General features: G+C 69.8%; 25 protein-coding genes and 1 pseudogene. 12 read left to right on the forward strand and 14 right to left on the reverse strand.

What is annotated here, in order from left to right; genetic code table 11:
* Positions 1 to 2: 2 nt before the first annotated feature.
* Entirely contained in the window at positions 3 to 1,016 is a 1,014-nt protein-coding gene (gene ligD / locus ACI2LP_RS31750) for a non-homologous end-joining DNA ligase (protein ID WP_404727994.1), read from the reverse strand.
* A 52-nt stretch (positions 1,017 to 1,068) separates the two neighbouring features.
* On the opposite strand from ligD, the gene ACI2LP_RS31755 reads away from it, so the two are divergent.
* Together ACI2LP_RS31755 and ACI2LP_RS31760 are read left to right on the forward strand one after the other, a co-directional pair.
* Positions 1,069 to 2,139, forward strand: a complete 1,071-nt coding sequence (locus tag ACI2LP_RS31755) for an ATP-dependent DNA ligase (protein WP_404727995.1) — start codon at positions 1,069 to 1,071, stop codon at positions 2,137 to 2,139.
* A 348-nt stretch (positions 2,140 to 2,487) separates the two neighbouring features.
* A complete protein-coding gene (locus ACI2LP_RS31760; protein WP_404727996.1) occupies positions 2,488 to 2,745 on the forward strand; it encodes a hypothetical protein in 258 nt (85 codons plus the stop codon).
* 36 nt (positions 2,746 to 2,781) lie between these two features.
* On the opposite strand, the gene ACI2LP_RS31765 is transcribed toward ACI2LP_RS31760, so the two are convergent.
* Positions 2,782 to 3,213, reverse strand: coding sequence for a YchJ family protein (locus tag ACI2LP_RS31765; RefSeq protein ID WP_404727997.1), 432 nt, complete (start codon positions 3,211 to 3,213; stop codon positions 2,782 to 2,784).
* 142 nt (positions 3,214 to 3,355) lie between these two features.
* Here ACI2LP_RS31765 and ACI2LP_RS31770 point away from each other — a divergent pair, with 142 nt between their 5' ends.
* Positions 3,356 to 5,113, forward strand: a complete 1,758-nt coding sequence (locus ACI2LP_RS31770; RefSeq protein ID WP_404728015.1) for an FAD-dependent oxidoreductase — start codon at positions 3,356 to 3,358, stop codon at positions 5,111 to 5,113.
* Positions 5,114 to 5,117: 4 nt separating this feature from the next.
* Here ACI2LP_RS31770 and ACI2LP_RS31775 read toward each other — a convergent pair whose 3' ends face one another.
* On the reverse strand, positions 5,118 to 8,435 hold the full coding sequence (locus tag ACI2LP_RS31775; protein WP_404727998.1) for an NACHT domain-containing protein: 3,318 nt from the start codon (positions 8,433 to 8,435) through the stop codon (positions 5,118 to 5,120).
* A gap of 197 nt (positions 8,436 to 8,632) precedes the next feature.
* Here ACI2LP_RS31775 and ACI2LP_RS31780 point away from each other — a divergent pair, with 197 nt between their 5' ends.
* The 4 genes from ACI2LP_RS31780 to ACI2LP_RS31795 are packed head-to-tail and all read left to right on the forward strand — an operon-like array spanning position 8,633 to position 11,650.
* Complete coding sequence (locus ACI2LP_RS31780) at positions 8,633 to 9,688, forward strand: NAD-dependent epimerase/dehydratase family protein (RefSeq protein ID WP_404727999.1); 1,056 nt, start codon at positions 8,633 to 8,635, stop codon at positions 9,686 to 9,688.
* Complete coding sequence (locus tag ACI2LP_RS31785; protein WP_404728000.1) at positions 9,685 to 10,368, forward strand: glycosyltransferase family 2 protein; 684 nt, start codon at positions 9,685 to 9,687, stop codon at positions 10,366 to 10,368. Before ACI2LP_RS31780 ends, ACI2LP_RS31785 begins: the two co-directional genes overlap by 4 nt.
* Positions 10,365 to 11,006 carry a DUF2064 domain-containing protein gene (locus ACI2LP_RS31790; protein ID WP_404728001.1) on the forward strand — a complete coding sequence of 214 codons (642 nt, stop codon included), beginning with the start codon at positions 10,365 to 10,367 and terminating at the stop codon, positions 11,004 to 11,006. The genes ACI2LP_RS31785 and ACI2LP_RS31790 overlap by 4 nt, the downstream gene beginning before the upstream one ends.
* The gene (locus ACI2LP_RS31795) at positions 11,003 to 11,650 is read left to right on the forward strand and encodes a methyltransferase domain-containing protein (RefSeq protein WP_404728002.1); all 648 of its coding nucleotides are present in this window, start codon (positions 11,003 to 11,005) and stop codon (positions 11,648 to 11,650) included. The genes ACI2LP_RS31790 and ACI2LP_RS31795 overlap by 4 nt, the downstream gene beginning before the upstream one ends.
* Here ACI2LP_RS31795 and ACI2LP_RS31800 read toward each other — a convergent pair.
* The 3 genes from ACI2LP_RS31800 to ACI2LP_RS31810 all read right to left on the reverse strand — a co-directional run bounded on the left by ACI2LP_RS31800 (position 11,563) and on the right by ACI2LP_RS31810 (position 13,919).
* Positions 11,563 to 12,195, reverse strand: a complete 633-nt coding sequence (locus ACI2LP_RS31800; protein WP_404728003.1) for a hypothetical protein — start codon at positions 12,193 to 12,195, stop codon at positions 11,563 to 11,565. The genes ACI2LP_RS31795 and ACI2LP_RS31800 overlap by 88 nt on opposite strands.
* 129 nt (positions 12,196 to 12,324) lie before the next feature.
* On the reverse strand, positions 12,325 to 12,714 hold the full coding sequence (locus tag ACI2LP_RS31805) for a hypothetical protein (protein ID WP_404728004.1): 390 nt from the start codon (positions 12,712 to 12,714) through the stop codon (positions 12,325 to 12,327).
* Positions 12,714 to 13,919 carry a molybdopterin-dependent oxidoreductase gene (locus ACI2LP_RS31810; RefSeq protein WP_404728005.1) on the reverse strand — a complete coding sequence of 402 codons (1,206 nt, stop codon included), beginning with the start codon at positions 13,917 to 13,919 and terminating at the stop codon, positions 12,714 to 12,716. Before ACI2LP_RS31810 ends, ACI2LP_RS31805 begins: the two co-directional genes overlap by 1 nt.
* 113 nt (positions 13,920 to 14,032) lie before the next feature.
* Here ACI2LP_RS31810 and ACI2LP_RS31815 point away from each other — a divergent pair, with 113 nt between their 5' ends.
* Positions 14,033 to 15,436, forward strand: a complete 1,404-nt coding sequence (locus tag ACI2LP_RS31815) for a glycosyltransferase family 87 protein (RefSeq protein WP_404728006.1) — start codon at positions 14,033 to 14,035, stop codon at positions 15,434 to 15,436.
* Positions 15,437 to 15,538: 102 nt separating this feature from the next.
* Here the strand turns inward: ACI2LP_RS31815 and ACI2LP_RS31820 are convergent.
* From ACI2LP_RS31820 to ACI2LP_RS31840, 5 genes and pseudogenes are all read right to left on the reverse strand, one after another.
* A pseudogene (locus ACI2LP_RS31820) lies at positions 15,539 to 16,773 on the reverse strand (glycosyltransferase).
* A gap of 190 nt (positions 16,774 to 16,963) precedes the next feature.
* Positions 16,964 to 17,566: a hypothetical protein gene (locus tag ACI2LP_RS31825; protein WP_404728007.1), complete on the reverse strand. Its 603-nt coding sequence runs from the start codon at positions 17,564 to 17,566 to the stop codon at positions 16,964 to 16,966.
* A 5-nt stretch (positions 17,567 to 17,571) separates the two neighbouring features.
* Positions 17,572 to 18,453 (reverse strand): mycothiol synthase, encoded by an 882-nt coding sequence (gene mshD / locus ACI2LP_RS31830; RefSeq protein WP_404728016.1) that lies wholly within the window; start codon positions 18,451 to 18,453, stop codon positions 17,572 to 17,574.
* Positions 18,454 to 19,003: 550 nt separating this feature from the next.
* Positions 19,004 to 19,348 (reverse strand): hypothetical protein, encoded by a 345-nt coding sequence (locus tag ACI2LP_RS31835; protein ID WP_404728008.1) that lies wholly within the window; start codon positions 19,346 to 19,348, stop codon positions 19,004 to 19,006.
* A 57-nt stretch (positions 19,349 to 19,405) separates the two neighbouring features.
* A complete protein-coding gene (locus tag ACI2LP_RS31840) occupies positions 19,406 to 19,861 on the reverse strand; it encodes a hypothetical protein (protein ID WP_404728009.1) in 456 nt (151 codons plus the stop codon).
* 211 nt (positions 19,862 to 20,072) lie between these two features.
* Here ACI2LP_RS31840 and ACI2LP_RS31845 point away from each other — a divergent pair, with 211 nt between their 5' ends.
* Entirely contained in the window at positions 20,073 to 21,977 is a 1,905-nt protein-coding gene (locus ACI2LP_RS31845) for a M64 family metallopeptidase (protein WP_404728010.1), read from the forward strand.
* Positions 21,978 to 22,042: 65 nt separating this feature from the next.
* Here ACI2LP_RS31845 and ACI2LP_RS31850 read toward each other — a convergent pair whose 3' ends face one another.
* Positions 22,043 to 22,300, reverse strand: a complete 258-nt coding sequence (locus ACI2LP_RS31850; protein ID WP_404728011.1) for a DUF397 domain-containing protein — start codon at positions 22,298 to 22,300, stop codon at positions 22,043 to 22,045.
* Complete coding sequence (locus ACI2LP_RS31855; RefSeq protein ID WP_404728012.1) at positions 22,301 to 23,161, reverse strand: helix-turn-helix domain-containing protein; 861 nt, start codon at positions 23,159 to 23,161, stop codon at positions 22,301 to 22,303.
* Positions 23,162 to 23,286: 125 nt separating this feature from the next.
* Between ACI2LP_RS31855 and ACI2LP_RS31860 the strand changes: the two genes are divergently transcribed.
* Genes ACI2LP_RS31860 through ACI2LP_RS31870 form a run of 3 tightly spaced genes read left to right on the forward strand, consistent with a single transcriptional unit; the run spans position 23,287 to position 24,549 of the window.
* A complete protein-coding gene (locus tag ACI2LP_RS31860; RefSeq protein WP_404728013.1) occupies positions 23,287 to 23,787 on the forward strand; it encodes an ATP-binding protein in 501 nt (166 codons plus the stop codon).
* 50 nt (positions 23,788 to 23,837) lie between these two features.
* The gene (locus ACI2LP_RS31865) at positions 23,838 to 24,197 is read left to right on the forward strand and encodes a hypothetical protein (protein ID WP_404728017.1); all 360 of its coding nucleotides are present in this window, start codon (positions 23,838 to 23,840) and stop codon (positions 24,195 to 24,197) included.
* 58 nt (positions 24,198 to 24,255) lie between these two features.
* On the forward strand, positions 24,256 to 24,549 hold the full coding sequence (locus ACI2LP_RS31870; RefSeq protein ID WP_404728014.1) for a hypothetical protein: 294 nt from the start codon (positions 24,256 to 24,258) through the stop codon (positions 24,547 to 24,549).
* Positions 24,550 to 24,649: 100 nt separating this feature from the next.
* Here ACI2LP_RS31870 and ACI2LP_RS31875 read toward each other — a convergent pair.
* Positions 24,650 to 24,775: adenosylhomocysteinase (locus ACI2LP_RS31875; RefSeq protein ID WP_404728018.1), on the reverse strand; the 126-nt coding region annotated here is incomplete at its 5' end.

Raw genomic sequence — 24,775 nt, forward strand, 5'->3', positions numbered from 1 at the left:
GCTCAGGCGTCGTCGTGCCGGGCCCTGCTCGGCTGGACCCGCTTCGGCTCGCCCGGCATCTTCGGATACTCCGGCGGATACGGAAGATCACCGAGGCCGTGTTCCGCCTCGTCCCGGCGGGCCAGCTCCAGCAGGCTCTCCAGGCTGAAGCGGCGGTCGTCCATGTCCGAGTGGACATCGCCCAGCTCGGCGTACCGGGTGGTCATCGTCTTGATGTCGAAGTCCTGCGGCACGGCGTCGTCGATCTCGTCCCAGCGCAGTGGCGCGGAGACCGGGGCGTGCGGGCGGGGACGTACGGAGTAGGCGGAGGCGATGGTGCGGTCCCGGGCCGTCTGGTTGTAGTCGACGAAGATCCGCTTGCCGCGCTCCTCCTTCCACCACTTGATGGTGACCCGGTCCGGCATGCGGCGCTCCAGCTGCCGGCCGACGGCGATCGCGGCGCGCCGGACCTGGGTGAAGGTCCAGCGCGGTTCGATCGGTACGAAGACATGGATCCCGCGTCCGCCGGATGTCTTGGGCCAGCCGCGCAGCCCTGCCTCGTCCAGCACTGCCCGCAGTTCGTGCGCGGCGTGCACCGCGTCCGCGTAGTCCGTACCGGGCTGCGGGTCGAGGTCGATGCGCAGCTCGTCGGGGTGGTCGGTGTCGTCGCGGCGTACGGGCCAGGGGTGGAAGGTGACGGCTCCGAGGTTGGCGGCCCACAGCACGGCGGCGGGTTCCGTCGGGCACATCTCGTCCGCGGACCGGCCGCTGGGGAAGGTGATGTGGGCGGTCGGAATCCAGTCGGGGAGGTACTTGGGGGCGCGTTTTTGGAAGAAGGACTCGCCAGTCACTCCGTCGGGGTAGCGCTCCAGGGTGGTGGGCCGGTTCCGCAGGGCACGGGTGATGCCGTCGCCGACAGCGAGGTAGTACCGGACCATGTCCAGCTTGGTGTAGCCGCGGTCGGGGAAGTAGACCTTGTCCGGATTGGACACGCGTACGGTTCGCTCGCCCACTTCCAGTTCCATCGCTCCGGCCATGCCCGTCAGCGTAGGCCGTGCCGAGATTCATCGCATATTGGACAATCGGCGTATGGATCTGCCCGTGATGCCACCCGTGAAGCCCATGCTGGCCAAGCCCGTGAAGAAGATCCCGCCGGGTATGCAGTACGAGGCCAAATGGGACGGCTTCCGGGCGATCGTCCACCGGGACGGCGACGAGCTGGTGATCGGCTCCAGGACCGGCAAGCCGCTCACCCGCTACTTCCCCGAGCTGGCCGCCGATCTGCTGGCCAATCTCCCCGCGCGCTGTGTCGTCGACGGCGAGATCGTGATCGCCCACGAGGGACGGCTGGACTTCGACCGGCTCACCGAGCGCATCCACCCGGCCGAGTCCAGGGTGAAGCTGCTCGCCGAGCAGACCCCCGCGAGCTTTGTCGCCTTCGATCTGCTCGCCATCGGTGACGAGGCTCTGCTGGACGCACCGCTCTCGGTCCGGCGCACCACGCTGGCCGCCGCACTGGAGAACGCCGCTCCGCCCGTGCACCTTGCGCCCGCCACCACCGACGCCGCGCGGGCGCAGGAGTGGTTCGAGCGGTACGAGGGCGCCGGGCTCGACGGGATCATCGCCAAGCCGCTCGACCTGCCGTACCGGCCCGACGCCCGGCTGATGTTCAAGATCAAGCACGAACGCACGGCGGACACGGTCGTGGCCGGCTACCGCTTCCACAAGAGCGGCCCCATCGTCGGCTCACTCCTCCTCGGGCTGTACGACGACTCGGGCGCGCTCCAGCACGTCGGCGTCTGCGCCGCCTTCTCGATGAAGCGCCGCGAGGAGCTGATCGAGGAGCTCGAGCCGCTGCTGATGGACCCTCCGGACGGCCACCCCTGGGCGGCCTGGGCCGAGGAGAGTGCCCATGAGAGCGCCCGGCTCCCCGGAGCGCTGAGCCGCTGGACGGGCAAGAAGGACCTGTCGTGGGTGGCTCTGCGGCCGGAGCGGGTGATCGAGGTCGCGTACGACCACATGGAGGGCGACAGATTCCGGCACACGGCGCAGTTCCGCCGCTGGCGGCCGGACCGCGCCGCCACAGACTGCACCTACGCGCAGCTGGAGGAGCCGGTCCGGTACGACCTGGCCGAGGTGTTTTCCACCCCCGGGGAGTGAGCACGGGCCCCCCACTCCCCCGTCGTCGCTTTTGCGGCGAACGATGATCGATTGGGGTGCCTGGTCCGCCTTCGCGTAAGGTATGTCGGCGGTGCTGCCGGAGGCGGCCGGCCGGGCGGGTCGCGCAGTGGGGTCGGCTCCTGATCGCGAGTCGCGGGCGGGGAGTTGACGGGATCTCAGCACCTGTGCGGGCGTCGACTCACTCCCGCGCAACGGGAATCAACGGGTGATCCGAAACGGTTGCCCCACAGAGACATCCCCGCCGTCGAATCCGGAAGCGTGTCCGGTACGTATGAAGGGGTGAGCCGCCGACCTCCGGCGCTCGACAGAGAAGAAGAAGGACTACACGTGACCGCGTCGCCCCTCATTCCGGTACCGATCCCCGATCGCGTCGCCGCGCTGATCGGTTCCTGCATGCCGATCGACATTCTGCAGGCGGAGATCGACGCCGAGTGCGCCGCACGCGAGGTGACCCGGTTCCGTGCTCCGCTGTGCACCGAGGACCGGGCGGACCGTGAGCACGCCCTGTCCACGCTGGCCATGGCCAACAAGATCCTGGCCGCCTACAACCCGCGACTGATCATCAAGCCCTCGCGCGCTCACTGACCCGGGACCCGCTCGGCCCCGGCCCGGGAGCCCTGGTCACTCCACGAAGACTCCGTCCACATAGACCCATGCGCCGTTCTGGCGCTCGAAGCGGCTGCGCTCGTGCAGCGCCCCGCGCTTTCCGTGGTGCCGGTAGCGGGCTCGGAAGGTGACGGTGCCGGACGAGTGGAAGGCACTGCCGTCCGTGGTGTCCAGGATCTCCAGCCGCGTCCAGTGCATTCCCGGGTCGAGTTCGAGGTGCCGCGGTCTGGTGGAGGGGTGCCAGGTACGCAGCAGATACGCCTCGTTCCCGACGACGAAGGCGCTGTAGCGGGAACGCATCAGCAGTTCGGCCGTGGGGGCGGCCGACTCTCCCGAGTGGAAGCGGCCGCAGCACTCGCCATAGGCGGCGGGCAGCCCACACGGGCAGGGCGAGGTGTCGGAGAGGGCGGGGGCCTTGCCGCCGGAGCGGGAACTGCGTCGAGACATGTTTCCATTTTCCAGCCATTGAACGAATGGGCCCACGCATGGCTTCCGGGTCATGCGCGATCTCCGTATGCTCCTGCGCCGAACGCGATAGTTACCGTCGGTAAGGGGGAGGGGTCCGGTGGGCAGCACACGACGCACCTTCATGGCAGGAGCGGGGGCCGCCGCAGTCGGCGGCACGGCGGCTCTCGCCGCGACAGGCACCGCGGCGGCAGCCGGGCGCACAACGGGGGACGGCACCCGGGCCGCCCCGTCGGTCGCCGTGCTCGGCGGCGGGGTGGCCGGCCTCACCGCCGCCCACGAGCTGGCCGAACGCGGATTCCAGGTCACGGTCTACGAGCGCCGGGCGCTGGGCGGCAAGGCCCGCAGCATGGACGTCCCGAACAGCGCGAAGGGCGGCCGCAGGCCACTGCCCGCGGAACACGGCTTCCGCTTCATCCCTGGCATCTACCACAATCTGCCGGACACGATGAGGCGCATTCCCTTCCCCGGAAACGCCAACGGGGTCTGGGACAACCTGGTGGCGCCGCCCGAGATGTCGTTCGCGCGCACCGGCCGCGAGGACTTACGGATCCCACTCCCCTGGCCCGGTCACCAGCCCGCAGACCTGACACTCGACGAGATCCGCCGTGCGCTCACCGGAATGCTGCAAACGGTCCGGGGCATCCCGGCCCACGAGACGGCGTACTTCGTCAACCGGGGGCTGGTCTTCCTCACCAGCTGCGCCGAGCGGCGCGACGAGGCCTGGGAGAGAACACCCTGGTGGGAATTCATCCGGGCCGAGCAAATGAGCTACGACTACCAGCGCATCCTGGCCGTCGGCCTCACCCGGAACATCGTCGCCACCAAGGCCGAGGAGGCGAGCACCCGTACGGTCGCCACGCTCCTTGAGGCCTTCGTCTTCAACGCGCTGGGCCGGGGCGCCGACGGACCGCTCGACCGGATACTCAACGCCCCCACCAACGAGGCCTGGATCGACCCCTGGGTGGACCATCTGAAGAAGCTCGGCGTGGACTTCCGGGTCGGCTGGACGGTACGGGAAGTGAAGCACGCCACCGGCAAGGTGGCGGCCGCGGTGATCGAGGACCCTCAGGGGGTGCGCCGCTCGGTGACCGCAGATCACTACATCTCCGCGATGCCGGTGGAGCACGCACGGCGGACCTGGGGAGCGGATCTGCGTGCGGCAGACCCCCAGCTGGGTCGCTGCGACAAGCTGGAGACGGACTGGATGACGGGCATCCAGTTCTATCTGGCGGAGAAGGCGCCGCTGCTGCACGGCCACCTCAACTGCATCGACTCCCCCTGGTCCCTGACGGCCATTCAGCAGGCCGGGCACTGGCCGTCCCGGAACTTCCCCGTCGACTACGGCGACGGAGTGGCGGTGGACTGTCTGTCGGTGGACATCTCCGAGTGGGACAGGCCCGGGATTCTGTACGGGAAGACGGCCAAGCAGTGCACCCGTACCGAGGTCGCGCGAGAGGTGTGGGCGCAGCTGAAGGCCGCCGTCAACGACACCGGCCGCACGGTACTCAAGGACAGCGCGCTGCACTCCTGGTTCCTGGACCCGGGTGTGGACGGCCTCGGCACGCCCGACCCGACCAATGAGGACGAGCTGCTGATCCACCCGGTCGGCACGTTCCACAACCGTCCGCAGGCCGCCACCCGGATCCCCAACTTCTTCCTGGCGGGGGACTATGTGGCCGTGGCCATCGACCTGGCGACGATGGAGGGGGCGAACGCGTCAGCCCGCGCGGCGGTCAACGCCCTGCTGGACAGGGCAGGTTCGACCGCCGCACGGTGCACCGTGCAGAAGCTCTTCAGCGCGCCGGAGATCGAGCTGATGAAGCGCCATGACCGTGCGCGGTACCGGCTGGGGCTGCGGAACGCGTTCGACCTGGGGTGAGGGGTCAGGCGGAGCCCGGGTACGGGGCATGGCCGCCGCCCGCGAACCTGCGGGCCCGGTCGAGGAGCTCGGCCGGAACTGCGCTCAGCGCGTCGGCGGAGTGCTCGGCCAGTACCTGGGCGATCGGCCGGGCGAAATAGCGTTGCGCCTCCCAGGAGCCCCGCCACTCGGACCACAGGGCGAGCATCCGGGCGGGGTATTGCCTGCCGAGACGTTCGATGAACGCTCCCACGGCCGACTGGAGGCTGGGGTCCGAAGGATGTGCCTCCAGCGCCGCCAGCGCGGCCCGCACCATCAACTCGATACTCGCTGTGTCCGGCCCCTGGGGCGAGCTGAGCACCCGCAACACGACCGGGGCCGGAAGCCGGGCGGCGTCGGTGACCAGTTGGCCGAACACCAGCCGGATCACACGCCTCGCCGTCTCGGAGTCAAGGCCGCTCCACGGCTCCATGAACGTGGCGCAGTGCTCGTACAGCGCGGCGAGTTCATGGTCCGGCGCGCCGAGGCTGCTCGCCAGCCACAGCGCGGTCACGCCATTGGCGACCGAGTTCGCTGTGCCCTCAGGCGTACCGACGAACGTCGTGACCGCGGGCGCCACCCAGTGGAAGAGAGGGTCGACCGCGTGCAGCACGACGCCGTCGTTGGTGCCACCCGACACCGCCATCTTGTGCCGGATCTGGTCCGGATAGGGCCGGACCCAGCTGACCCTCCTCATGCGGTCCTCGCTGCCGGGCGGTCGGCCGTACAGCCAGTAGGCGTCCACCGGCTCCGGGGAGTCGAGAAGATCCTGGGCCGGCCGGATGTCGAGCTCCCGCTCGTCTCCGTGCCAGGTGCGGCGGATGCTGAGGGCCAGCGCGAAGTCCGTCCACTCCGGTTCGGTGAAGGCCGCCCGCCACAGCAGCACGTGCCGGTGCCAGATCCCCGCGGGATCCTCCTCGCTGGGGAACACCTCGCTCGCCTTGACCCCGCCGGTGACGAGGAGGGTGAGCATCAGCAGGTTCGCACCGTACATCCCATGGCGCGACGACGTGGCGCGTACGGCCGGCCGGTACTCGGCGAACCGGTGCTCCGTGCGGTTGCGGTGGTCCGCCATCACGGTGACGAGGAGCTCGCCGAGCCGCTGCCTGTCCTCGTGGGCGATCCGCCGGATCCGGGCGCCGACGAAACGGAGCATCTGGCGCGACGACAGCGGCGCGTACGACAGCAGTACGTACAGCAGATCGTCGTCGACGCATGCCCTGCCGACGGAAAGTGCCGGGCGCTGGTCGAGCAGCCCGTCGAGGAGCTGTACGGCAAGACGGGCCGCGAGGTATTCGCCGAAGGTGGCGTGCAGGAATTCGTAGGTCGCGAGCCGCTGCTCGTCGCGGATCGCCTGGGCCCGCTGGACGAAGAAGAACCGGCCGAGCGCGATCTCCCCCTGGTCCAGGGGCGCCCGGAATCCGTCCCGCGCGGGCTCGGTGCGGCCGAGCAGGGCGGTGAGGTCCTGCTCCACCTCGACGGTGGTGATCCACTGGCGGCGGCGGTTGAGCATGCCGAAGGAGATCAGGGAGAGCCGTTGGAGCTCCTGCTCGGCTCGCCGCGTCAGCTCCCGGCCCGTCCCTGCCGGGGTGGACTTGCCCACCTCTCGCACGGCGAAGGACGCGAGCAGTTCCTCGTACAACTCTGCCTCGCCGAGCGGTTCGTCGCCCTCGCCCACGCGCTGGAGGGCATTTTCGGCGGCGTCGTACAGGGCGAGCATCATCAGCAGCAGCGGCTGGGAGGCGAGCACCTGGTGACGTACGGCCACGTCGGCGGGCAGCGGTCGCAGGCCACGTTCGCCGAGGTAGGGCCCGTTGAGGCGGTTCCACAGCTCGAGCCAGCGCTCGATCTGCTGCTGGTGGAAGGGTTCGAGCCGCAGCGCCACCGAGCCTTCCGGATACCGCGCACGGTCCGCGACGGTGGTGCGGCTGGTCACCAGGGCGAACACCGGCCGCCCCTGGTCCGCTTCGCGCTCCTGGAAGCGGGCGACCCGCACCAGGAAGTCGGACTGGCTGACTCCGGTGGCCTGGAGGAGCTCGTCGAAGCCGTCGAAGAGCAGGACGGGCACGGCCCCGTCCGCGGCGCGCACCAGCTCCGGCCAGGACACCCGCTCGCCGGTCGCGGCGCGGACGGAGTGCTCGATCTGGTCCTGGATGTCGGCGTCGGCGGGCACTTCGCGCAGCACGATCCGTACCGGCAGATAGCCGGCCGCGGGCAGCCGGGCCGCGAGGATCTTGGTCAGTACGGACTTCCCGGCGCCGGGCTGGCCGAGGACGACCAGCGGCGCGGTCGTCGATGCGACCGAGGTGAGGACGCCCGACAGATACTCGGTGAGGTCGGACCGTACCGCCTCGTCCTCCCACCAGACTTCTTCAGCCGGGCCATGAGCGCCTTCGGACACGGCTCTGACACGGAAGTCGGGGTCGACGTAGCCCTCGCTGAGGGTGGGCAGCCGCGGACCGGTGGGAGCCTGGCCCTCGGAGAGGATCGGCCGGACCAGTGCGGCCTGATAGCCGGTCGCCAGGGCCGCGGCGGCGTGATCGAACGGGCGCAGGGCGCTCAGCCCGGCGAGGAGGGTCTCGATACCGCTGAGCGCGTGGCGGATGGAGACCCGGGTGGCCTGGTGCTCGATCTGTCCGGACCAGAAGCCGAACTCAGGTATCTCATGCGCCAGTTGGGCGTACAGCTCTTGGTAGCGGTCGCGAGCGAGGGGCCACAGCGGCGTGCCGAGGAGGGCACTCTGGGCATCGTCACGCTGGGTCTCGCCCAGCCTGTCCCAGACCGCCAGCCCGAAGACGAAGCGCATCAGTCGTGCGGTGAGCTCCATGTACCAACGCTCGAGCTCTGCGATGACCTGCTCGTACGGCATGTGCGGGGCGGGCAACGGCGCCCCGATACCGAGCAGCTCCCGAAGGAAGCTCTGTCCGTCGTCCTCTCCTCCCGCGATGCCGATCTGCTCGCTCCGCGTGAACTCCAAATCCTCCAGCCGGAACGGCAGTTCCAGCTCACCCAGCGCCTCGAAGTACGCGGTCACCGCCAGCACCGCATGCGCCGCCGCCAGCCGCTCCGTACGCGTCGCGCGATCCGCCGAGTCCAGACTTCCCCTCAGCCGCGACGTCAGATCACGCCCGAGCCGCAAGATCCGCCCCTGCGCGTCGAACACGTTCAGCACCGTGTCGCTGACCCCGCCCGTGGCCAGCGACAGGGCCCCGCCGAGCGCCCGGTCCGCCGCCGCCAGCGCAGCGCTGTCCCCCGTAAGAATCCTCACCGCGTCGCTGTAGCTGAGCAGTTGTCGTCCCCGCACCGATCCCCCTGGCCCCTCTTCCGCCCTGTCCGCGTCCGGTCTATCACGGAAACGGGGGCGGCCCGGTGTGCCCGGGAGAGCCGGGCACACCGGTGCGGACGCGCGGGTCCGGATTGGAGCGAAGAAGTCCTTACGGACCTGTGACGGCCCGGCGTGCGACCGCGATCAGCGGGGTTCCGAGTCGTAGCGTCGCCAGTATGCGTGTACTTGTCACAGGAGGCGCGGGCTTCATCGGCTCGCAGGTCGTCACGGCGCTCGCCGCCCGCGGCCATGACCCGGTCGTGCTCGACGCCCTGCTCCCGGCGGCCCATCCGGAACCCCCGCCGCTGCCGGACGCCGAGTGGATCCTCGGGGACGTACGGGACCGGACGCTGCTGGTGCGGGCGCTGCGCGGCGTGGACGCGGTCTGCCATCAGGCCGCGATGGTCGGGCTCGGCAAGGACTTTGCGGACGCACCCGAGTACGTCGGTTGCAATGACCTTGGCACGGCGGTGCTCCTTGCGGCGATGGCCGAGGCGGGCGTCCCCGATCTGGTGCTCGCCGGCTCCATGGTCGTCTACGGCGAGGGCCGCTACGACTGCCTGTTGCACGGCCGGGTGCGGCCGGGCCCGCGCGCCGCCGCCGACCTCGCGTCCGGGCGCTTCGAGCCGCTGTGCCCCGAGTGCGGCGCGGAGTTGGTGCCGGGCATGGTGGCCGAGGACGCGCCGACGGACCCGCGCACTGTGTACGCGACGACGAAACTGGCCCAGGAGCACCTGGCCGCGGCGTGGGCCAGAGCGACGGACGGCCGGGCGGTGGCCCTGCGCTATCACAATGTGTACGGTCCTGGGATGCCGCGCGACACCCCGTACGCGGGTGTGGCCTCCTTCTTCCGTTCCGCGCTGCAAAGGGGTGAGCCGCCGCGAGTCTTCGAGGACGGGCGGCAGCGGCGGGACTTCGTGCACGTACGGGATGTCGCGGACGCGAACGCGACCGCGCTGGAAGCGGTGCGCGGCCGCGAGCCGGGCGTGCTCACCGCGTACAACACGGGCAGCGGGACACCGCACACGGTGGGCGAGATGGCGGACGCGCTCGCCTCGGCCCACGGCGGTCCGGCGCCGGTGGTCACCGGGGAGTTCCGTCTTGGCGATGTCCGGCACATCACGGCGGATTCGCGGCGGCTGCGGGCGGAGCTGGGCTGGGAGGCGCGGGTCGGCTTCACCGAGGGCATGGCCGAGTTCGCGGCGAGCGAGCTGCGGGGCGCGGCGTCATGAGGGTGGATGTGGTTCTGCCCTGTCTGGACGAGGCCGAGGCGCTGCCGTGGGTGCTGGAGCGGATCCCGCCGGGCTGGCGCGCGATCGTCGTGGACAACGGCTCGACGGACGGCTCGGCCGTGATCGCCCGCGGCCTTGGCGCGAGCGTGGTGCACGAGGAGCGGCGCGGCTTCGGGGCGGCCTGCCATGCGGGGCTGCTCGCGGCGGAGGCGGAATATGTGTGCTTCTGCGACTGTGACGCCTCGCTGGACCCGGGGCTGCTGACCGGATTCGTACACCAACTGGCGGACGGCGACAGCGACTTGGTACTGGGACGGCGGCGCCCGCAGGGCCGTGGCGCCTGGCCACCGCACGCCCGCGCGGGGAATCTGGCGCTGGCCCGGATGCTGGGCCGGCGCACGGGCCTGCGGCTGCGTGACCTGGGACCGCTGCGTGCGGCGCGGCGCGAGGAGCTGCTGGCCCTGGACCTGACGGACCGGCGCAGCGGCTACCCGCTCCAGATGGTGGTCCGTGCGGCGGACGCGGGCTGGCGGGTGACGGAGGTGGACGTCCCGTATCTGCCGAGATCGGGAAAGTCGAAGGTGACGGGCACATGGCGGGGCACCTGGCAGGCGGTCAGGGACATGCGGACGGTGCTGTCCGAGCGCCCGATGAGCGCGGTTGCGGGTGCGGCGCAATGACGGCACGACACGACCCCGGCACGCTGGTCGTCATCGCCAAGGCCCCCGTCGCCGGGCGGGTCAAGACACGGCTCTGTCCCGCCTACTCGCCCACGGAGGCCGCCCGGCTCGCCGAGGCCGCGCTCCGGGACACCCTGGACGTCGTGCTCGACACTCCCCTACGGCGCCGGGTTCTCGTGCTCGACGGTGTGCCCGGCGACTGGCTGCCGGGCGGGCTCGAGGTCGTGCCGCAGTGTGCCGGCGGGCTCGATGCGCGGCTGGCCCATGCCTTCGGGCTCTGTACGGGGCCGACGCTGCTGGTCGGGATGGACACTCCGCAGATCACGGCTGAACTCCTCGCCAAAGGACTGGAGTTGGCGGCCGGAGAAGCCTCCTTCGGACCGGCCGTCGACGGCGGGTTCTGGGCGCTCGGGATGGCCGAGCCCGATCCCGCGCTGTTGCGGGGAGTGCCGATGTCCGTGCCCGAGACCGGGGCCGTGCAGCGGCACCGGCTGGACCGGGCCGGGCTGAGGGTGCACGAGCTGCCGCTCCTGCGTGATGTCGACACCGCGGCGGACGCCCGCCTGGTCGCGGCCGAGGCGCCGGGCACCAGGTTCGCCATGGCGCTGGCCGCGCTCGCCGGGGCAGGGGTGCGATGACCGCGCCCGCCTGGCAGGCCGATCCGTACACCGACGCACTGCGCACCGGCCGCGGCCCGCTGTTTCTGCGCCGCGGCGACGGCTGGCTGCTGCCCCTGGAGGTCGAGCGCTGGTGTGCCGCGCCGGACGCCGCCGATCTGACCGTGCTCGGGCGCTGCCGGGGCGCGGTGCTCGACATCGGTTGCGGTCCCGGCAGGCTCGTCGCCGCGCTCGCCGCGCTGGGCAGGCCGACGCTCGGCATCGATGTGAGCCCCGAAGCGGTGGCCCGCACCCTGCGCACGGGCGGCAGCGCGCTGCATCGTTCGGTCTTCGATCCGCTTCCCCGTGAGGGGAGTTGGGGCACCGCTCTGCTCATCGACGGCAACATAGGCATCGGCGGCGACCCGCACGCCCTGCTCGCCCGCGTCGCACGCCTGGTCGCCGAGGACGGCGTGCTGCTCGCCGAGACGGCCCCGCTCGACGTGGACGAGCGCGTGCAGGTGCGCGTCTTCGACGGCGGACGCGCGCAGGGCTCGGCCTTCCCCTGGGCCCGCGTCGGCACTCCCGCGCTGCTCGACTACGCGCGATCCACGGGCTGGGAGGTCCCGGAGGCCGAGCGCTGGACGGTGGCCGGGCGCACCTTCGTCGCGCTGCGCCGGCCCTGATCCGCAAGACGTGCCCGGAAGGTGCTCGGGCCGCGCCGCCGCGGCGTGGTGAAGACGGGCGGCTGACCGGCCGGTACCGGCTGCGCCTCCTGGTCGACGTCGCCCTGCCACAGCAGCACCCCGCGCCGCCGCTCCCAGCGGGCGGCCCGTTCGGCCCGCATCAGCGGGTCGACGGCCCAGAAGAGATTGAAGACCGCGGCCAGCGGTTCGAACGCGGCGAGCACCGTGGCCACCACGATCCAGAAGCCGAACATCGTGCCGTAGAACTTCAGCAGCGTGCGTCGGCCCTGCGCAGGAGCGGACAGCACGGTGGCGGAATCCGCGATCGGGACGGCCGCGCGGAACAGCGGAAGGTCGCCTTCCTTCAGCAGCCTGGTCGTGGAGAGCAGGCCCCACACGATCCCCCACCCCAGCATCGCGAGGGGGAACCACCAGCCCGGAAGTCTGACGGGTCCGTTCACGGCGATGCCCACCGCCAGGGCGATCAGCCCGGTCAGCACGCACACCGAGGCGTACGCCAACTGCTTGTGGACGAATCTGACCATGGCCGCGTCCCCCGTGCTCGACCCGCCTGCCCGACCTGCCCGACTGTCCGCCGGAAACGGGCACTCATCTGCCACTATGCCCGCGGCCCGGCGGAGATCGACCTCCCCGCCGAGCCGTTCGCCAAAAGTTCAGCGGCGCGGCACTCTGCGCCACAGCCTGCGCGCAAGAAGCAGCACGGCGGTGAGCACGGCCACGGCCGCCAGGACGAGCAGCCAGTTGCGCAGGTAGTCCAGCGGCAGCGCCGACGGGTTCGTCGGCCGCCCGGGTCGCAGCAGCACCGGCAGGGCGACCATCGTCAGACAGCCGGCCACCACCAGCGCGCCGCGCACCGCACCCCGGGCGGGGACGGCCGCGAGCAGCAGGCCGATGCCGAGCACCAGCGGCGCGATGATCCCGTCGTGCAGGACGATCGCGCCCGCCAGCCACAGCGCCACGTCCTTGATCTGGCCGCCGGTCGCCAGCAGAGTCGCGCCGACGGCCATGAGGACGATGCCCAGTGCGCCCGTCGCGATCCGCATCACATGACCTCCATCCTGGTGACCCATTTGGTCTGCAGCACGCCAGGGCGGTTCGGGGCGATGATGCGCGCCGGGAAGCCGTGGTCGATCGAGAGCACCTGGCCGTTGAGGCGCAGGGCGAGCAGGGTGAGGGGATCGTCGGCGTAGTCGCTGCCCATCTCCATCACGCGGTACGCGCCACGCTTCTCCAGCGACACCACCCGTACCGCCGCGCCGGGCCGCGCTCCGGTCCGCTCCAGCAGGTCCCGTACGCGTACGCCGGTCCAGTCGGCCGACTTGCTCCAGCCCTCCACGCAGGCGATCGGCAGGGTCACCGTGTGCTGGGGCAGCGCGGTGAGCTCGTCGAGGGTGAGTTGGTACGAGTGTCTGCCGAGCACCGTCAGCCGCCAGTGGACGGTGCTCACGCCCGCAAGGCCGGCAGCGGCCGCCGTGCGGTTGACGGGCAGTTGCTGCGGCCCGTGGTCGGGATGGCGCGGCGCGAGCAGGTCGAAGCGCTTCAACGGAGTGAACGACTGGCCGACGGTCGTCAGCGTGACCGCGCCGACCGCGGCCGCGACGCCGGTGAGCAGGGAGCGCCGGTCCGGTCCGTCCGCCGCCGGGAGTTCGAGCGTGCCGGGCGAACGACTGCTCCAATGCGCCCTGATCTCGGGGTACTTGACCGCGATGTGCAGGACGACCGCGCCGACGAGCAGCCAGGCGACGGCGAAGTGCACCGGGACGAAGGAGAACGGCCACGGATACCACTGCACGGTGTTGAGCAGACCGCTGAAGAGCTGGAAGACGGCGGCGGCGACGAGCACCGCCACGGAGAGCCGCTCCATCGCATGCCGCACGGACCGCAGCGGCGGCCACACGAAGAGCCGGGGATACACCGTCCACAGCTTCGCGAGCAGCAGCGGGATCGCCGCGATCCCGCTCGCCACATGCAGGCCCTGTGTGAGTCGGTAGCCCCACGTGGGACGGCTCGGCAGTACGTCCGCCAGCCAGCCCGGCGGATGCTGCAGATAGTGGCTGATCAGGCCGGTGACAAAACAGACGGCGATCGCGACGCCCAGCCAGCGGCCGAGCGAGGTGGCCGTGCGGGCGTCGTGCAGCCGGCCCGAGAATGTGGGCGGGGCGAGGGAGGGCAGCCGGGGCAGTCGAGGCGACCGGGGCCCTCTTATTGCCTTGGGCACTCTGATCGGTCGCGGTGGTCGGAACTTCATGTCCCCATCACACCTCCGCAAGGGTCCCCGCGGACGGTTGTGACACCTTACGGAATGCGGACGTCAGGGGGCGGCGCGCGGCCCGTCCCGGCTCCGGCTGCCACGCTGGGCCTGTGATCAACCCGCGTACGCTCGCCGCCGGCGCCCTGCTGGCGGCCCTCACCGCCGTGCTCGCCCTGACCATCCGCAAGGACGGCTACTTCACCGATCCCGCGGGGCTCACCTGGTGGTACGCCGCCTGCTGGGCGCTGTTCGCGGCGGCCGCCCTCGCCGTGCGCAAGGCCCCGGTGCGCCAGGCCGTGCTCCTGATCGTCGCGGGCAGTGTTGCCGTCGCGGCGACCGGGCTGCTCGCTCCCCCGCGCACCAGCACCGACTCGTACCGCTACGCCTGGGACGGCAGGGTGCAGGCGGCCGGGATCTCGCCGTACGACCACGCCCCCGCCGATCCGGCGCTCGTCGGGCTGCGCGACGGCTGGCTGTTCCCCACCGGGACAGGCTGCACGGGTCCGGACCGGGCGCCCGTCCCCGGCCCCGCGGGCGAGGCGCACTGCACCCGGATCAACCGGCCGCAGGTGCACACCATCTACCCGCCGGTGGCGGAGGGATACTTTCTGCTCGTCCACACACTCTCACCGGACGGCGGGCGCCACAAGGCGCTGCAGACGGGCGGCGCGCTGCTGTCCCTCGCCACCACCGCGGCGCTGCTGCTCGTCCTGCGCAGACGAGGCGATCCGCGCCGTGCGGCGTACTGGGCGTGGTGTCCGCTCGTGCCCATCGAGGCCGTGAACAACGCGCACGCCGATGTGCTCGGCGCGCTGCTCGCGGTCGTGGGCCTGGGGGTGCTGGTGCGGCGGCGCATCGCGGGCGGAGCACTGCTCGGCGCGGCGATCGTCACCAAGCTGCTGCCCGCCGTCGTGCTGCCGGGCGCACTGTCCGGCGTGCGGCGGGTGCGCGATGCCGCGGCCGTGCTCCTGCCGGCGGCAGCCGTGGTGGCGCTGAGCTATCTGCCGTACGTCCTCGCCTCCGACAGCTCGGTCCTCGGTTTCCTCGGCGGCTATATGGAGGAGGAGGGTTACGACGACCCCTCGGCCGGCAACCGCTTCGCGCTGCTGCGGCTGGTGCTCCCGGACGGCTGGGCGCCGGGCGCCGCGGTCCTCGTCCTGCTGGCCGTCACCGTCCGCGTCATATGGCGCGGCGATCCCGAACACCCGTGGAGCGGCGCGCTGTTGGTGACCGGTACGGCACTCCTGCTGCTGACTCCGGGCTACTCCTGGTACGCCCTGCTGCTGGTCGCCCTGGTGGCGCTCGACGGGCGGTGGGAGTGGCTGGCGGTCGCGGTCGCGGGAGCCGCGAAGTACGTCGGGGTGTACATGGGCGTCAAGCCGGACGGGCTGGGCACCACGGTGTACGCGGTCGCAGCCGGCGTGGTGCTCGCCGGCTGCGTACTGCGCCGCGGTCAGGCCCGGCAGCCCAGGGGCGCGCCGAGCGGGCTCGGCAGTCTCATCGGGCGCTCCTGAGGTACTGGGCCTTGATGTCATCGGCCAGAGCGCCCGGTCGAGGAACATTTCCCGGAAGCCGGTGCTGTCCCGTCGGTGCCTGGCTCGACGATTGCGTGTGGGTCACGCGGACACGGGCGGCCTCTCCTGGCTGACTGCGTCGAGTAGCAGTTTCGCGGCCACCGTCGCCCCGTCGCTGCGGATTGTGCCGGCCACGGCCCTCGCTCGTGCGCAGGTCTCGGGCGTCAGGACCGTTGTGAGCGCGGCGGACAGGGATTCGAAGGTCGGCGTCGGACCGTCGTGAGCCGAGCCGATGCCCAGCTCGGCCACTCGGGCGGCCCAGTAAGGCTGGTCCGCGATCTGGGGTACCACCACCTGAGGCGTACCGGCCCGGCCCGTGGTCGTCGTGGTGCCTGCGCCGCCGTGGTGCACGACGGCGGCCACCCGGCGGAACAGTGCCTGCTGGTTGACCTCGCCGACGACGAAGCAGTCGTCGGCGTCGTCGATGGGGGCCAGGTCCGCCCAGCCGCGGGCGAGGAGTACGCGGCGGCCGTGCGCGCGGCTCGCTTCAATGGCCACCCGGGCGATGTCCTTCGGGGCGTGCGCGGCCATGCTGCCGAAGCCCACGTACACCGGTGGTGCGCCGGCGTCCAGGAACGCCTCCAACTCTTCCGGGAGGGGACGTTCGTCGGGCAGGATCCATGCCCCGGTCTGCACGATGTCGAGGTCCGTCATGCCCTGCGACGGACACAGCGTCGCGTCTGCCGCCAGCCACGGCTGGTCGGTGAAGACGTAGTCGCGGACGGTGTCCACCGGCGGCAGGCCGATCGCCGCCCGATGGCTGTTGAGCGCCTTGCCGTACAACGCGTTCACCCTCTGGGCGTCCTGCTCCCACAGCACCCGGTTGTCTGTCTCGTCCTGCGCGGATTGTTTGCCCGGCCGCGCCCCAGGACGGAAGTGCCGCGACGCAGTCCGAAGATATGGAAGCACGCGTACACGTAGCGGATGCCCAGCTTCTCGGCCACGTCCCGTGCGCCGGCCGGCATCAGGCCGGTTGCCAGCAGCGCGTCACATCCCTCGGCCGCCGCGGTGAGCGTGTCGAACCGCGCGGCGACCAGCTCGGGAGCGAGCCGGAAAGCGTCTTGCTCTGTCGGTGGCTTCGGGCCGGCGACCACCGAGCGCACCGTCGGGCCGAGCGGAACCAGCGGCACGCCGACACGCGCCAGGAGCGCGGCGAACTCCTCGTCCGGTGGCGCGCACACCCGCACCTGGGCGCCGAGTTCCCGCAACCCCACCGCCAGTCCCGCCAGCGGTTCGACATCTCCGCGCGATCCCCACGTCGTCAACAACACTCGCACTTCGCGACTCCCATTTCCGCAGGTTCTGGCTTTCGGTCGCCGATTCTGCGGTACCACCCGGGTCTTGCCGCAAGCCCCCCGGTGCGCTATAAGTTGAGAGTGGCAAGGAGTGGGATCTCCTTGCCTTTGTCTTTTGGTCGTCCACTGTGGACGGACAGCCCTCTCGCGAAGCGGCGCCCGCCACATGCGGTCATCCAGGCGCTTGAGGTTCTTGGGCGCGCCGCGATGACTGATCCACCTGAGCCAGGAAGCGCTCGGCCCGTCGATTCATGCGTTTCCTGTATCGACGGCGCACCTTGTGGCGCCGCTGCAACAGTGTCACCACCGATCCGATGGCGAATTCCTCGGCATCGGCAGCGAAATCTTCAAGCACGCGCATGAATGGGATCCCTGTCGTCCCCATGATCTCGCGCTCCCTCCTGACGAATGGCTCGAGGGACTGCCACACTTTCACGATGCGCAGATGAAGGAGCGCTATGACCTCCTCGTCAATGATTCCAATCAGGCGAAGGACAGCGAAGTTCTGATAGTAGTACGCGATATTGTAGGCTGCCTTCTTTGCATCGTCGGGGAGTCCCGAAAAGCCTAATTGAGCATCATGCTCGACAGGCAATATTTCGGTCACGAAGCGATACTGCTCATGGAACTCCGAAGATCTGAACGCCGTAAGCAGGTCGACGTACACGGGAAGATAGTTCGCTCGTCGCATGAGCACGGTTTGATAAAACGCCAGGTATGTGGAACTGGCCAGCGCCACCACAGAAAGGATTATGGCGAGAGCATTGAGATCCATTTTCGTTACCCGCCTGCGTAGTACATCAGGTCACTTTCGTATCTGCGCAGCCCCATCCGCTCACACAATAAGAGCGACGGCACATTGTCACTGTCGACGTAGCCCATCACCGTGTCCACACCCGAAGCCTGCGCCAGATGCCGGAACATGACGCTGTAGAGCGCCGCACCCAGGCCCAGGCCGCGTTCGGCCGGGAGGACCCCCGCTGCGTACCCTTCCCCCAGATGCTCGGCATCATGGACCTTGCACCAAGCGAAGCCCAGAACCCTGACTCCTTTGACCGCCAGGAAAAAACTCCCGGCATCAAACCAGGGCTCGACCTTACGGGCGTCCAGATCTGCCTGGCTGAGCAGGCCCTGCTCGGGATGGTCGGCGAAAGCCGCGGCGTTGACTGCCAGCCACTCGGCATCGTCTGCCCCGGGTTCAAAGGTGCGCACCATGACGCCCGGTGGGAACTGCGGCTCCCGCAGCTTCAGATCGGAGACCGCGCAGCGCAGTTGGAGCAGTTCGCGGTGCAGGGTCAAGCCCAAGAGGTCGGCCAGGCGCTGAGCCCCGGTGTGACCGCCGTGCGCCCACATCCGCATCCTGCCACCGCACTCGTCAAGCAGTGCCCGACCGAGCCGCAACCCGTGCCCGCGGCGCCGGTAGTGAGGGTGCACGACCATTTCCGCGCTCGGAAGTGTTGCAGGTCCGGCGTGCTCCAGCTGCCCGTAGCCGGCAAGGTCGGTGCCCTCATACAGCAGCAGGTGCGTGACTGCCCGTGGCACGCTTCCCCGCAGCGTGAGCCGGGCCTGCTCAGACATGGCGTGCCTGCCGTCGGCGAGCGCCGCTCTGTGCAGCAAACGCAGCACGGCGAACGTGTGGGAGGGGGCGAGATGTCCGTGCATGTAAAGGGGATGCACGGGCGGCACTTGCGGCTCCGACACGGCTACTCCTCGAAGAGTCCGACTCGCGACAGTCAGCTGCCCTGACGGGGATGTGATCATTGACCACACCCCAGCGGGCAGCTTTGCCGAAAAAGATGGCGTCTGCGAAAGCGAATCCCGGTGTCTCTACCCGGTCGCACGACAGACGCGCGAATGATGTTCACCCTCCCCCTCGTTGCGCCCTCAAGACTTCAACAAGCGCAAGCGCCGCAGGATGCCTTTTGCGGTTTCGCGACCTACGAGTGGTAGCGCGAGAAATGACGCGCGCCCCCGTGGGTAATCCGGTACCACCGGCCCACGCCGCTGCATGCGTCCTTCTCCCCCTCGGCGCATCACACCCCCCAGCCTCACCACAGCACAACGTGGACGGTTGCGCCTTTCGCCAGGGGCGCATGGGGATCACGGGGACGACGCCGGTGAACCGGCCGCATACGAAAACGTCGGTTCCCAGGACCCCATCAGGTCCTGGGAACCGACGTCACGCGGCGTCTCGAATCAACCAACCACCGAGTCAGGGCAATTGGCGCCCCATCTTCGCCGACTGCCGATTGTGCTCCTTGGTGTCCCACCACTCTTCCAACAGGGTGTGGACCAGATACACAAGTTGCCCGAGTCGATCAGGGTCGGGGGTGGGGGAGGTAAAAACATCCACCATGGACTTGTCGTCCCACGGCAGTGTGAACACCCAACGCTCGTCCTGGTGACCTTGACGCACCGCAGTGAGCCGGTATGTCAATGTCACGCTACGGTCCGCGTGATGATCGACCGACAGATCCGAGATGTTGAACGTGATCTGCCCGTCACCTGTGGTGTATGAGCGAGCCAAAGCACGCTCAGCCGGTGTCTGTGCCGGCATGCACTCCACCCGCCCTTTCACCTCATCCAGTCGGGAACACGTTCCCGTGCATGGCGACTAACACTTCGCAGCAGCGACAGTGTTGACCTTGTACGCGGTGAGGAGGTCATACCTTCCAGCGGGGGTGCCGATGATGGTGCGGAACTTCTCGACGCTGGGACACTGGTTGGTGTAGGTCGAGAAGCCACCGCGACCATTGGGCTTCCCGGACCAGATGGCAGCGCTTATCTTCCTGTCCATCGTACGGTCCCAGCCATGACGCGCCTTGATGTGCTTCCAGCCCCACGTCGCGGTGCCGCAGCGCAGTGTGTACTTGCCCGGCCCGCGGTAGTACGTCCGAACGACGTAATTGCGGCTGTGACTCCTGCACGTGGCGTCGATGCTGTCGGCGGCGACCCCAGCGGCCGAAGGGGTCGCGGCGGTCGCGGAACCGGCCGTCGGGATTACCAGAGCAGATGTGGCGACGGCAGTGACTAACGCTGCCTTGATGGTGCGGGATGCGTTGAGACGCATGAGTCTCCCCCTTTGAAGTATTCCCCGTGGTCGGCGGGGCACGGTGTGCCAGACCTCGTCGCCGAGGCCGTGGAGATCACCACACCACCACGCCTTCCGGTACGTGGTCAAGCACGTTGCGCTCGGTGTCTCCCAAGCCGATCGAGGGGAACCTCATGGCCAACTCGGCTGTCTTTACGGCCCGTTGGGCACCACCCTACGCTCCGTGCCCATGACCACACCCGGCATACGTTTACGAAGAGCAGCCGCGCTCGCCACCGCGGGCGCGCTGCTCACCACCGGCCTGCTGGCCGCCACCCCCGCGGCCGCGGCCGACACCTCCGTCACCGAAGCGGCAAAGGTGGTGCCCGTCCAGACCACAGGACCCGCCGACAAGCGCTTCAACATCATCGTCCTCGGCGACGGCTACACCGCCGAGGAGATGCCGGCCTTCCGCGCCGACGTCGACAAGCATCTCAATGTGCTCTGGTCCACCGAGCCCTTCGCCTCGTACCGTTCCTACGTCAACGTCTGGGCGGTGGAGGTCCCTTCGGCCGAGTCCGGCGTGGACTGCGACCCGGGACTGGACTCACCGCGCCGTGACACCGCCCTGGGCATGGGTTTCTGGGGCGGCTGCGAGGTTAACAGCGTGCAGCGGCTGCTCACCGTCGACAGCGCCTCGGCGACCGCTCTCGCCGATCTCGTCCCCGGCTCCACGAACGCCAACCGGCAGATCGTGGCGCTCGCCAACAGCGACACGTACGGCGGCGCGGGCGGCACCTTCGCCACGGCGTCCGGCGGCAATGCGCTCTCCTCGCTCATCACTCCGCACGAAATCGGCCACTCGCTGGGCAAACTCCAGGACGAGTACGACTACTACGTGCGGGGCGCCGCAGGAGGCGCGTACGAGGGCGGTGAGCCCTCCTCCGCCCACCACACCCTGCTCACCGAGGAGCAGATGAAGCAGCAGCGGGCCAAGTGGTGGCGCTGGCTGGGTGAGAGGAGCGAGTCGGGCGGGGTCATCGGCGCCTTCGAGGGCGGGATGTACAGCACCAAGGGGGTCTGGCGGCCCAGCAAGCACTCGATCATGAAGACCCTCGGCTACGCCTTCGACCAGGTCGGGCGTGAGGTCATGGTCCAGAAGATCTCCGCCAAGGTGAGTCTCGTGCAGGACCACACCCCCAACACCGCTGCGATCGGCGACGACCGCACCGTGTGGGTGGACACCCTGCATCCGGTGGGCGGTGAGCTCGATCTCGTATGGCGGCTCGACGGCCGTCAGTTGCGCGTCGCCGACAATGCCCGCACGCTGGATCTGCGCCGGCTCCAACTCTCCCCCGGTACACACTCGCTGACGGCGACCGCCACCGATCCCACGCCGTTCGTGCGTGACCCCGCGATCCGTGCGTCGGCCGCACTGACGCGCACCGTCTCCTGGAGTGTGGACACGGCCCTCACGACCCCCCGGGAGCCGGTCCGGGCCGCGTTCACCAGTCACACCGACACCAGGGCCCCGCTGGGCGCCGCGTCGGTCGTGTACGCCGACACCACCCACCCCGTCGACCGGACCCTGGCGGTCCGCTGGACGCTCGACGGACGGCCGGTGGCAAACCCCGGCAACGACCGCGATCTCGATCTGGGCGCGCTGCGGCTGCGTCCCGGCGCCCACGCCCTGGCGGCCCGGATCGCGGGCTCCGGGCCCACGCTGACCTGGACGGTCGACGCGACACCGGCAACGGGTGCCTACGCGCTGTCGAAGCCGCTGCGCACGGTGGAACGGCCGGGCAGGCCGGTGGAGTACGTCTACGACGGGCCGTTCACGATGAAGCTGACGGCACGCGACGACCAGGGCGGCTCCGTGGTCTCGCAGTTCCGGGTCGACGGCGACGGCTGGCAGACGTACTACGGCTGGCCGACCGACGCGGACGCACCGTTCCGCTTCACCCCCGGCGGCACGGTCATCGACAACCTCGTCTACGGCAAGCTCGGCAGGACGCGCGCGGTGCCGTGGGACGACGCCACACCCGACTACGGGACCCACACGATCGAGTACCGGACGATCGACTCGGCCGGCAATGTCTCGGCGCCGAAGTCCTTCCTGGCGACGCTGCTCCCGCCGTCGGCCGCGACGGGCTGACCACGGCCACGCCGGAACCGGATCACCGCTCGCGGTCTGCGTCCCGCGCCCGGCCGGGCGCGGGCTCAGGCCGCGGGCGCGGAGCCCTCGGGCAGCAGGAAGTCCGCCTGCCCGGACTTGGCCCCCTCGATGAACGCCGCGATCTCGTTGGGGGCGTAGATCAGCGCGGGGCCGTCCGGGTCCGCGGACTGACGTACGGCGACCCTGCCGTCGGCAAGCTTCATGGTCTCGAAGCAGTTGCCGCCGTTGCCGCCGCTCCACGGCTTGCGCCAGCCCTCGTCGCCCAGCTCGGCGGCCGGCATGCCGTTGTAGATGTGGTCCATTCACAGCTCCTTGCGGAGACCTTTGAGGATCTCCTTCGTGCGTTGTGCAGTCGCGGCCTGAGCCGCCATGCGGTCCAGAACCTCCAGATGCGAGGCGACCTCGGGACGCGCGTCGAGATAGACGGCGCCGGTCAGATACTCGCTGTAGACCATGTCCGGGAGTTCGGGGACGGCGAACCGGAACAGCACGAACGGCCCATAGGTGCCGGGGTGGTGTCCGGTCGCGAACTCCGCGATCTGCAGGGTGACATGGGGCAGCTGGGCGCCTTCGAGCAGTTTGTCGATCTGTGCTCGCATGACGCCCGGGCCGCCGACGGGCCGGCGGAAGACCGTCTCGTCCATGATCACCCAGAACTTGGGTGCGTCGGGGCTGGTGAGCAGGGCCTGGCGTTCCATCCGCAGCGCCACATGGCGATCGATGTCGGCCGGGTCGGTCTGTCCGACGGCTCCGCCGAGCATGATCGCCCGGGCGTAGTCCTCGGTCTGGAGCAGGCCTGGCACAAAGTGCGGCTCATACGCACGGATGAGGCTGGCCGCGCCCTCCAGGCTGACGTACATGCTGAACCAGCCCGGCAGGACGTCGTGAAAGCGCTGCCACCAACCGGGCTTATTGGCCTCTTCAGCCAGCTCGATAAAACCGCGGGCCTCGTCGTCGGTGATCCCGTACGCATTCAGCAGCAGCTGAACATAAGGGATCTTCAGCGCGACCTCGGCGGTTTCCATCCGGCGGATGGTGCCTGCGGCCACGCGAAGCACCCGTGCCGCTTCTTCGCGTCTGAGTCCGGCGCGCTCCCGCAGATCCTGCAAGCGCTTGCCCAGAACTACCTGACCCACGGTGGGGGCGGACCGCGGTTCACTCACTTCGAGACCTCCCCACGTGCTGTTGCGAGCAGTGTGCCACGCCCCTGCCGCAATGAATACGACCACTCTGAATTTTGCAGAGTGGCCCTTGCCAAGGTGTCCATTGCGGCGGGACAGTGGTCGTTGTGAACCGTGACGCGCTCACTGCCCAGCTCGTGGACCCATGCTCGGGGGCCGACCACCACCGGTATGGCTTCGAGTTGCCTGCGCGCGCCGAATTCGTCGCCAGAGCCAGAATGCTCGCGCGCGAGCGGCTCCGCTCCTGGCGCATAGGCGGGGATCTGCACGACACCGCGATGCTCGTCGTCTCCGAGCTGGTCACCAACGCGGTCGTGCACACCGACGGCCACCTGGTGGCCTGTGAACTTCTCAACGGCGCCGAGCACTTGCGCATCACCGTAGAGGATCAGGGCTCCTCGCCCGCGGAGCCTCATGTGTGCCACGGCATCGAAGAGGAACGCGGACGCGGGCTGCTGCTGGTCGAGGCGGTGAGCAGCGCTTGGGGCGCGCACCACGCGAAGCACGGCTCGGGCCGCATCGTCTGGGCGGAGCTGCAGCGCTCGGACGCTGCGTACGGAGCGGAATGTCGAGCGGACTTTCCGTACGGGCCGGAGAGGCCGTGCTGAAGAAGGTGGCGGTGTTCCTCGCACGGAGCGGCCGCCACAGCGAGACCCGGATGACCCGGCTCGCCCTCCCGCCCTCGCTGTCGGCCGATCTGGGCTGCGACGCCGTGGGCGTGCCCGCACGATTCGGCATCCGGCTGCTCGGCCTGCTGCCTCGCAACGGCTGCGTCTTCGCCGACGCCGACTGGTGGTGGTGGATCGTGCCCGCGGGCTCCGACCACGAGCTGACCTGGCCGCTGCCGTCGCACTACGCCCGCGGGGCGTACGTACCGGCGACCAGGCCGCGGCTGATCCGCCGGCCCGACGACACCAGCCCCTACACAGCGCCGATCCCGCTCTATCTGATGGCCTGCCAGCTCACCGGAACCACTCCCCTGTGGCCGGCGGGCGTCGGCAGTGCCCGCGGCGCGTGAGCTGACCGGGTTCAGCCCGGGCACCCCCGACGAGGACCGGGCGGCTAGTCTTCCGAGCATGTCAGAAGCCAATTCGAGCCCTGAGCGGCAGGGGCTCACACCACGTCAGGCACGCCACATACGGATTGCTCTCTCCGCGGTCATCATGATCGCCGTGGGGGTCACTCTCGTACTGCGGCTCGGCAGCACACACTCGGTGCTGACCATGGGCTTCTACGGCTTCGCGCTGATCCTCTCCGGCAGCGCGCTGGTCCTCAGCCGGCAGGGGCGCACTCGGGTGGCCACCGCGGTGCTGGGTGTCTGTGTCGCGCTGGCCCTCGTGGCGGAATGGGCAATCGATTCGATGCGCTGAGGTTCGGCGGAACGTAAACGGGGAAGGGTCAGGCCCCCGCCCGGGGGATAGGCGGGGGCCTGGTCTTGGGGGTTGATCAGCTGCTGATCGGGGACACCGGTCAGTAGCGGTAGTGGTCGGACTTGTACGGGCCCTCGACCTCGACGCCGATGTAGGCGGCCTGCTCCGGGCGCAGTGTCGTCAGCTTCACGCCGAGCGAGTCGAGGTGGAGCCGGGCGACCTTCTC

It is taken from the genome of Streptomyces sp. NPDC019890, assembly GCF_044903445.1.
Classification (GTDB): Bacteria; Actinomycetota; Actinomycetes; order Streptomycetales; family Streptomycetaceae; genus Streptomyces.

Coding starts and splice junctions, on each gene's coding strand:
- ligD (WP_404727994.1), bottom strand. CDS start 1,016: ATGGCCGGAGCGATGGAACTGGAAGTGGGCGAGCGAACCGTACGCGTG.
- ACI2LP_RS31765 (WP_404727997.1), bottom strand. CDS start 3,213: ATGTCTCGACGCAGTTCCCGCTCCGGCGGCAAGGCCCCCGCCCTCTCC.
- ACI2LP_RS31805 (WP_404728004.1), bottom strand. CDS start 12,714: ATGCGGATCGCGACGGGCGCACTGGGCATCGTCCTCATGGCCGTCGGC.
- ACI2LP_RS31790 (WP_404728001.1), top strand. CDS start 10,365: ATGACGGCACGACACGACCCCGGCACGCTGGTCGTCATCGCCAAGGCC.
- ACI2LP_RS31810 (WP_404728005.1), bottom strand. CDS start 13,919: ATGAAGTTCCGACCACCGCGACCGATCAGAGTGCCCAAGGCAATAAGA.
- ACI2LP_RS31770 (WP_404728015.1), top strand. CDS start 3,356: ATGGCAGGAGCGGGGGCCGCCGCAGTCGGCGGCACGGCGGCTCTCGCC.
- mshD (WP_404728016.1), bottom strand. CDS start 18,453: ATGCACGGACATCTCGCCCCCTCCCACACGTTCGCCGTGCTGCGTTTG.
- ACI2LP_RS31835 (WP_404728008.1), bottom strand. CDS start 19,348: ATGCCGGCACAGACACCGGCTGAGCGTGCTTTGGCTCGCTCATACACC.
- ACI2LP_RS31755 (WP_404727995.1), top strand. CDS start 1,069: ATGGATCTGCCCGTGATGCCACCCGTGAAGCCCATGCTGGCCAAGCCC.
- ACI2LP_RS31850 (WP_404728011.1), bottom strand. CDS start 22,300: ATGGACCACATCTACAACGGCATGCCGGCCGCCGAGCTGGGCGACGAG.
- ACI2LP_RS31865 (WP_404728017.1), top strand. CDS start 23,838: ATGACCCGGCTCGCCCTCCCGCCCTCGCTGTCGGCCGATCTGGGCTGC.
- ACI2LP_RS31785 (WP_404728000.1), top strand. CDS start 9,685: ATGAGGGTGGATGTGGTTCTGCCCTGTCTGGACGAGGCCGAGGCGCTG.
- ACI2LP_RS31870 (WP_404728014.1), top strand. CDS start 24,256: ATGTCAGAAGCCAATTCGAGCCCTGAGCGGCAGGGGCTCACACCACGT.
- ACI2LP_RS31840 (WP_404728009.1), bottom strand. CDS start 19,861: ATGCGTCTCAACGCATCCCGCACCATCAAGGCAGCGTTAGTCACTGCC.
- ACI2LP_RS31800 (WP_404728003.1), bottom strand. CDS start 12,195: ATGGTCAGATTCGTCCACAAGCAGTTGGCGTACGCCTCGGTGTGCGTG.
- ACI2LP_RS31780 (WP_404727999.1), top strand. CDS start 8,633: ATGCGTGTACTTGTCACAGGAGGCGCGGGCTTCATCGGCTCGCAGGTC.
- ACI2LP_RS31845 (WP_404728010.1), top strand. CDS start 20,073: ATGACCACACCCGGCATACGTTTACGAAGAGCAGCCGCGCTCGCCACC.
- ACI2LP_RS31795 (WP_404728002.1), top strand. CDS start 11,003: ATGACCGCGCCCGCCTGGCAGGCCGATCCGTACACCGACGCACTGCGC.
- ACI2LP_RS31825 (WP_404728007.1), bottom strand. CDS start 17,566: ATGGATCTCAATGCTCTCGCCATAATCCTTTCTGTGGTGGCGCTGGCC.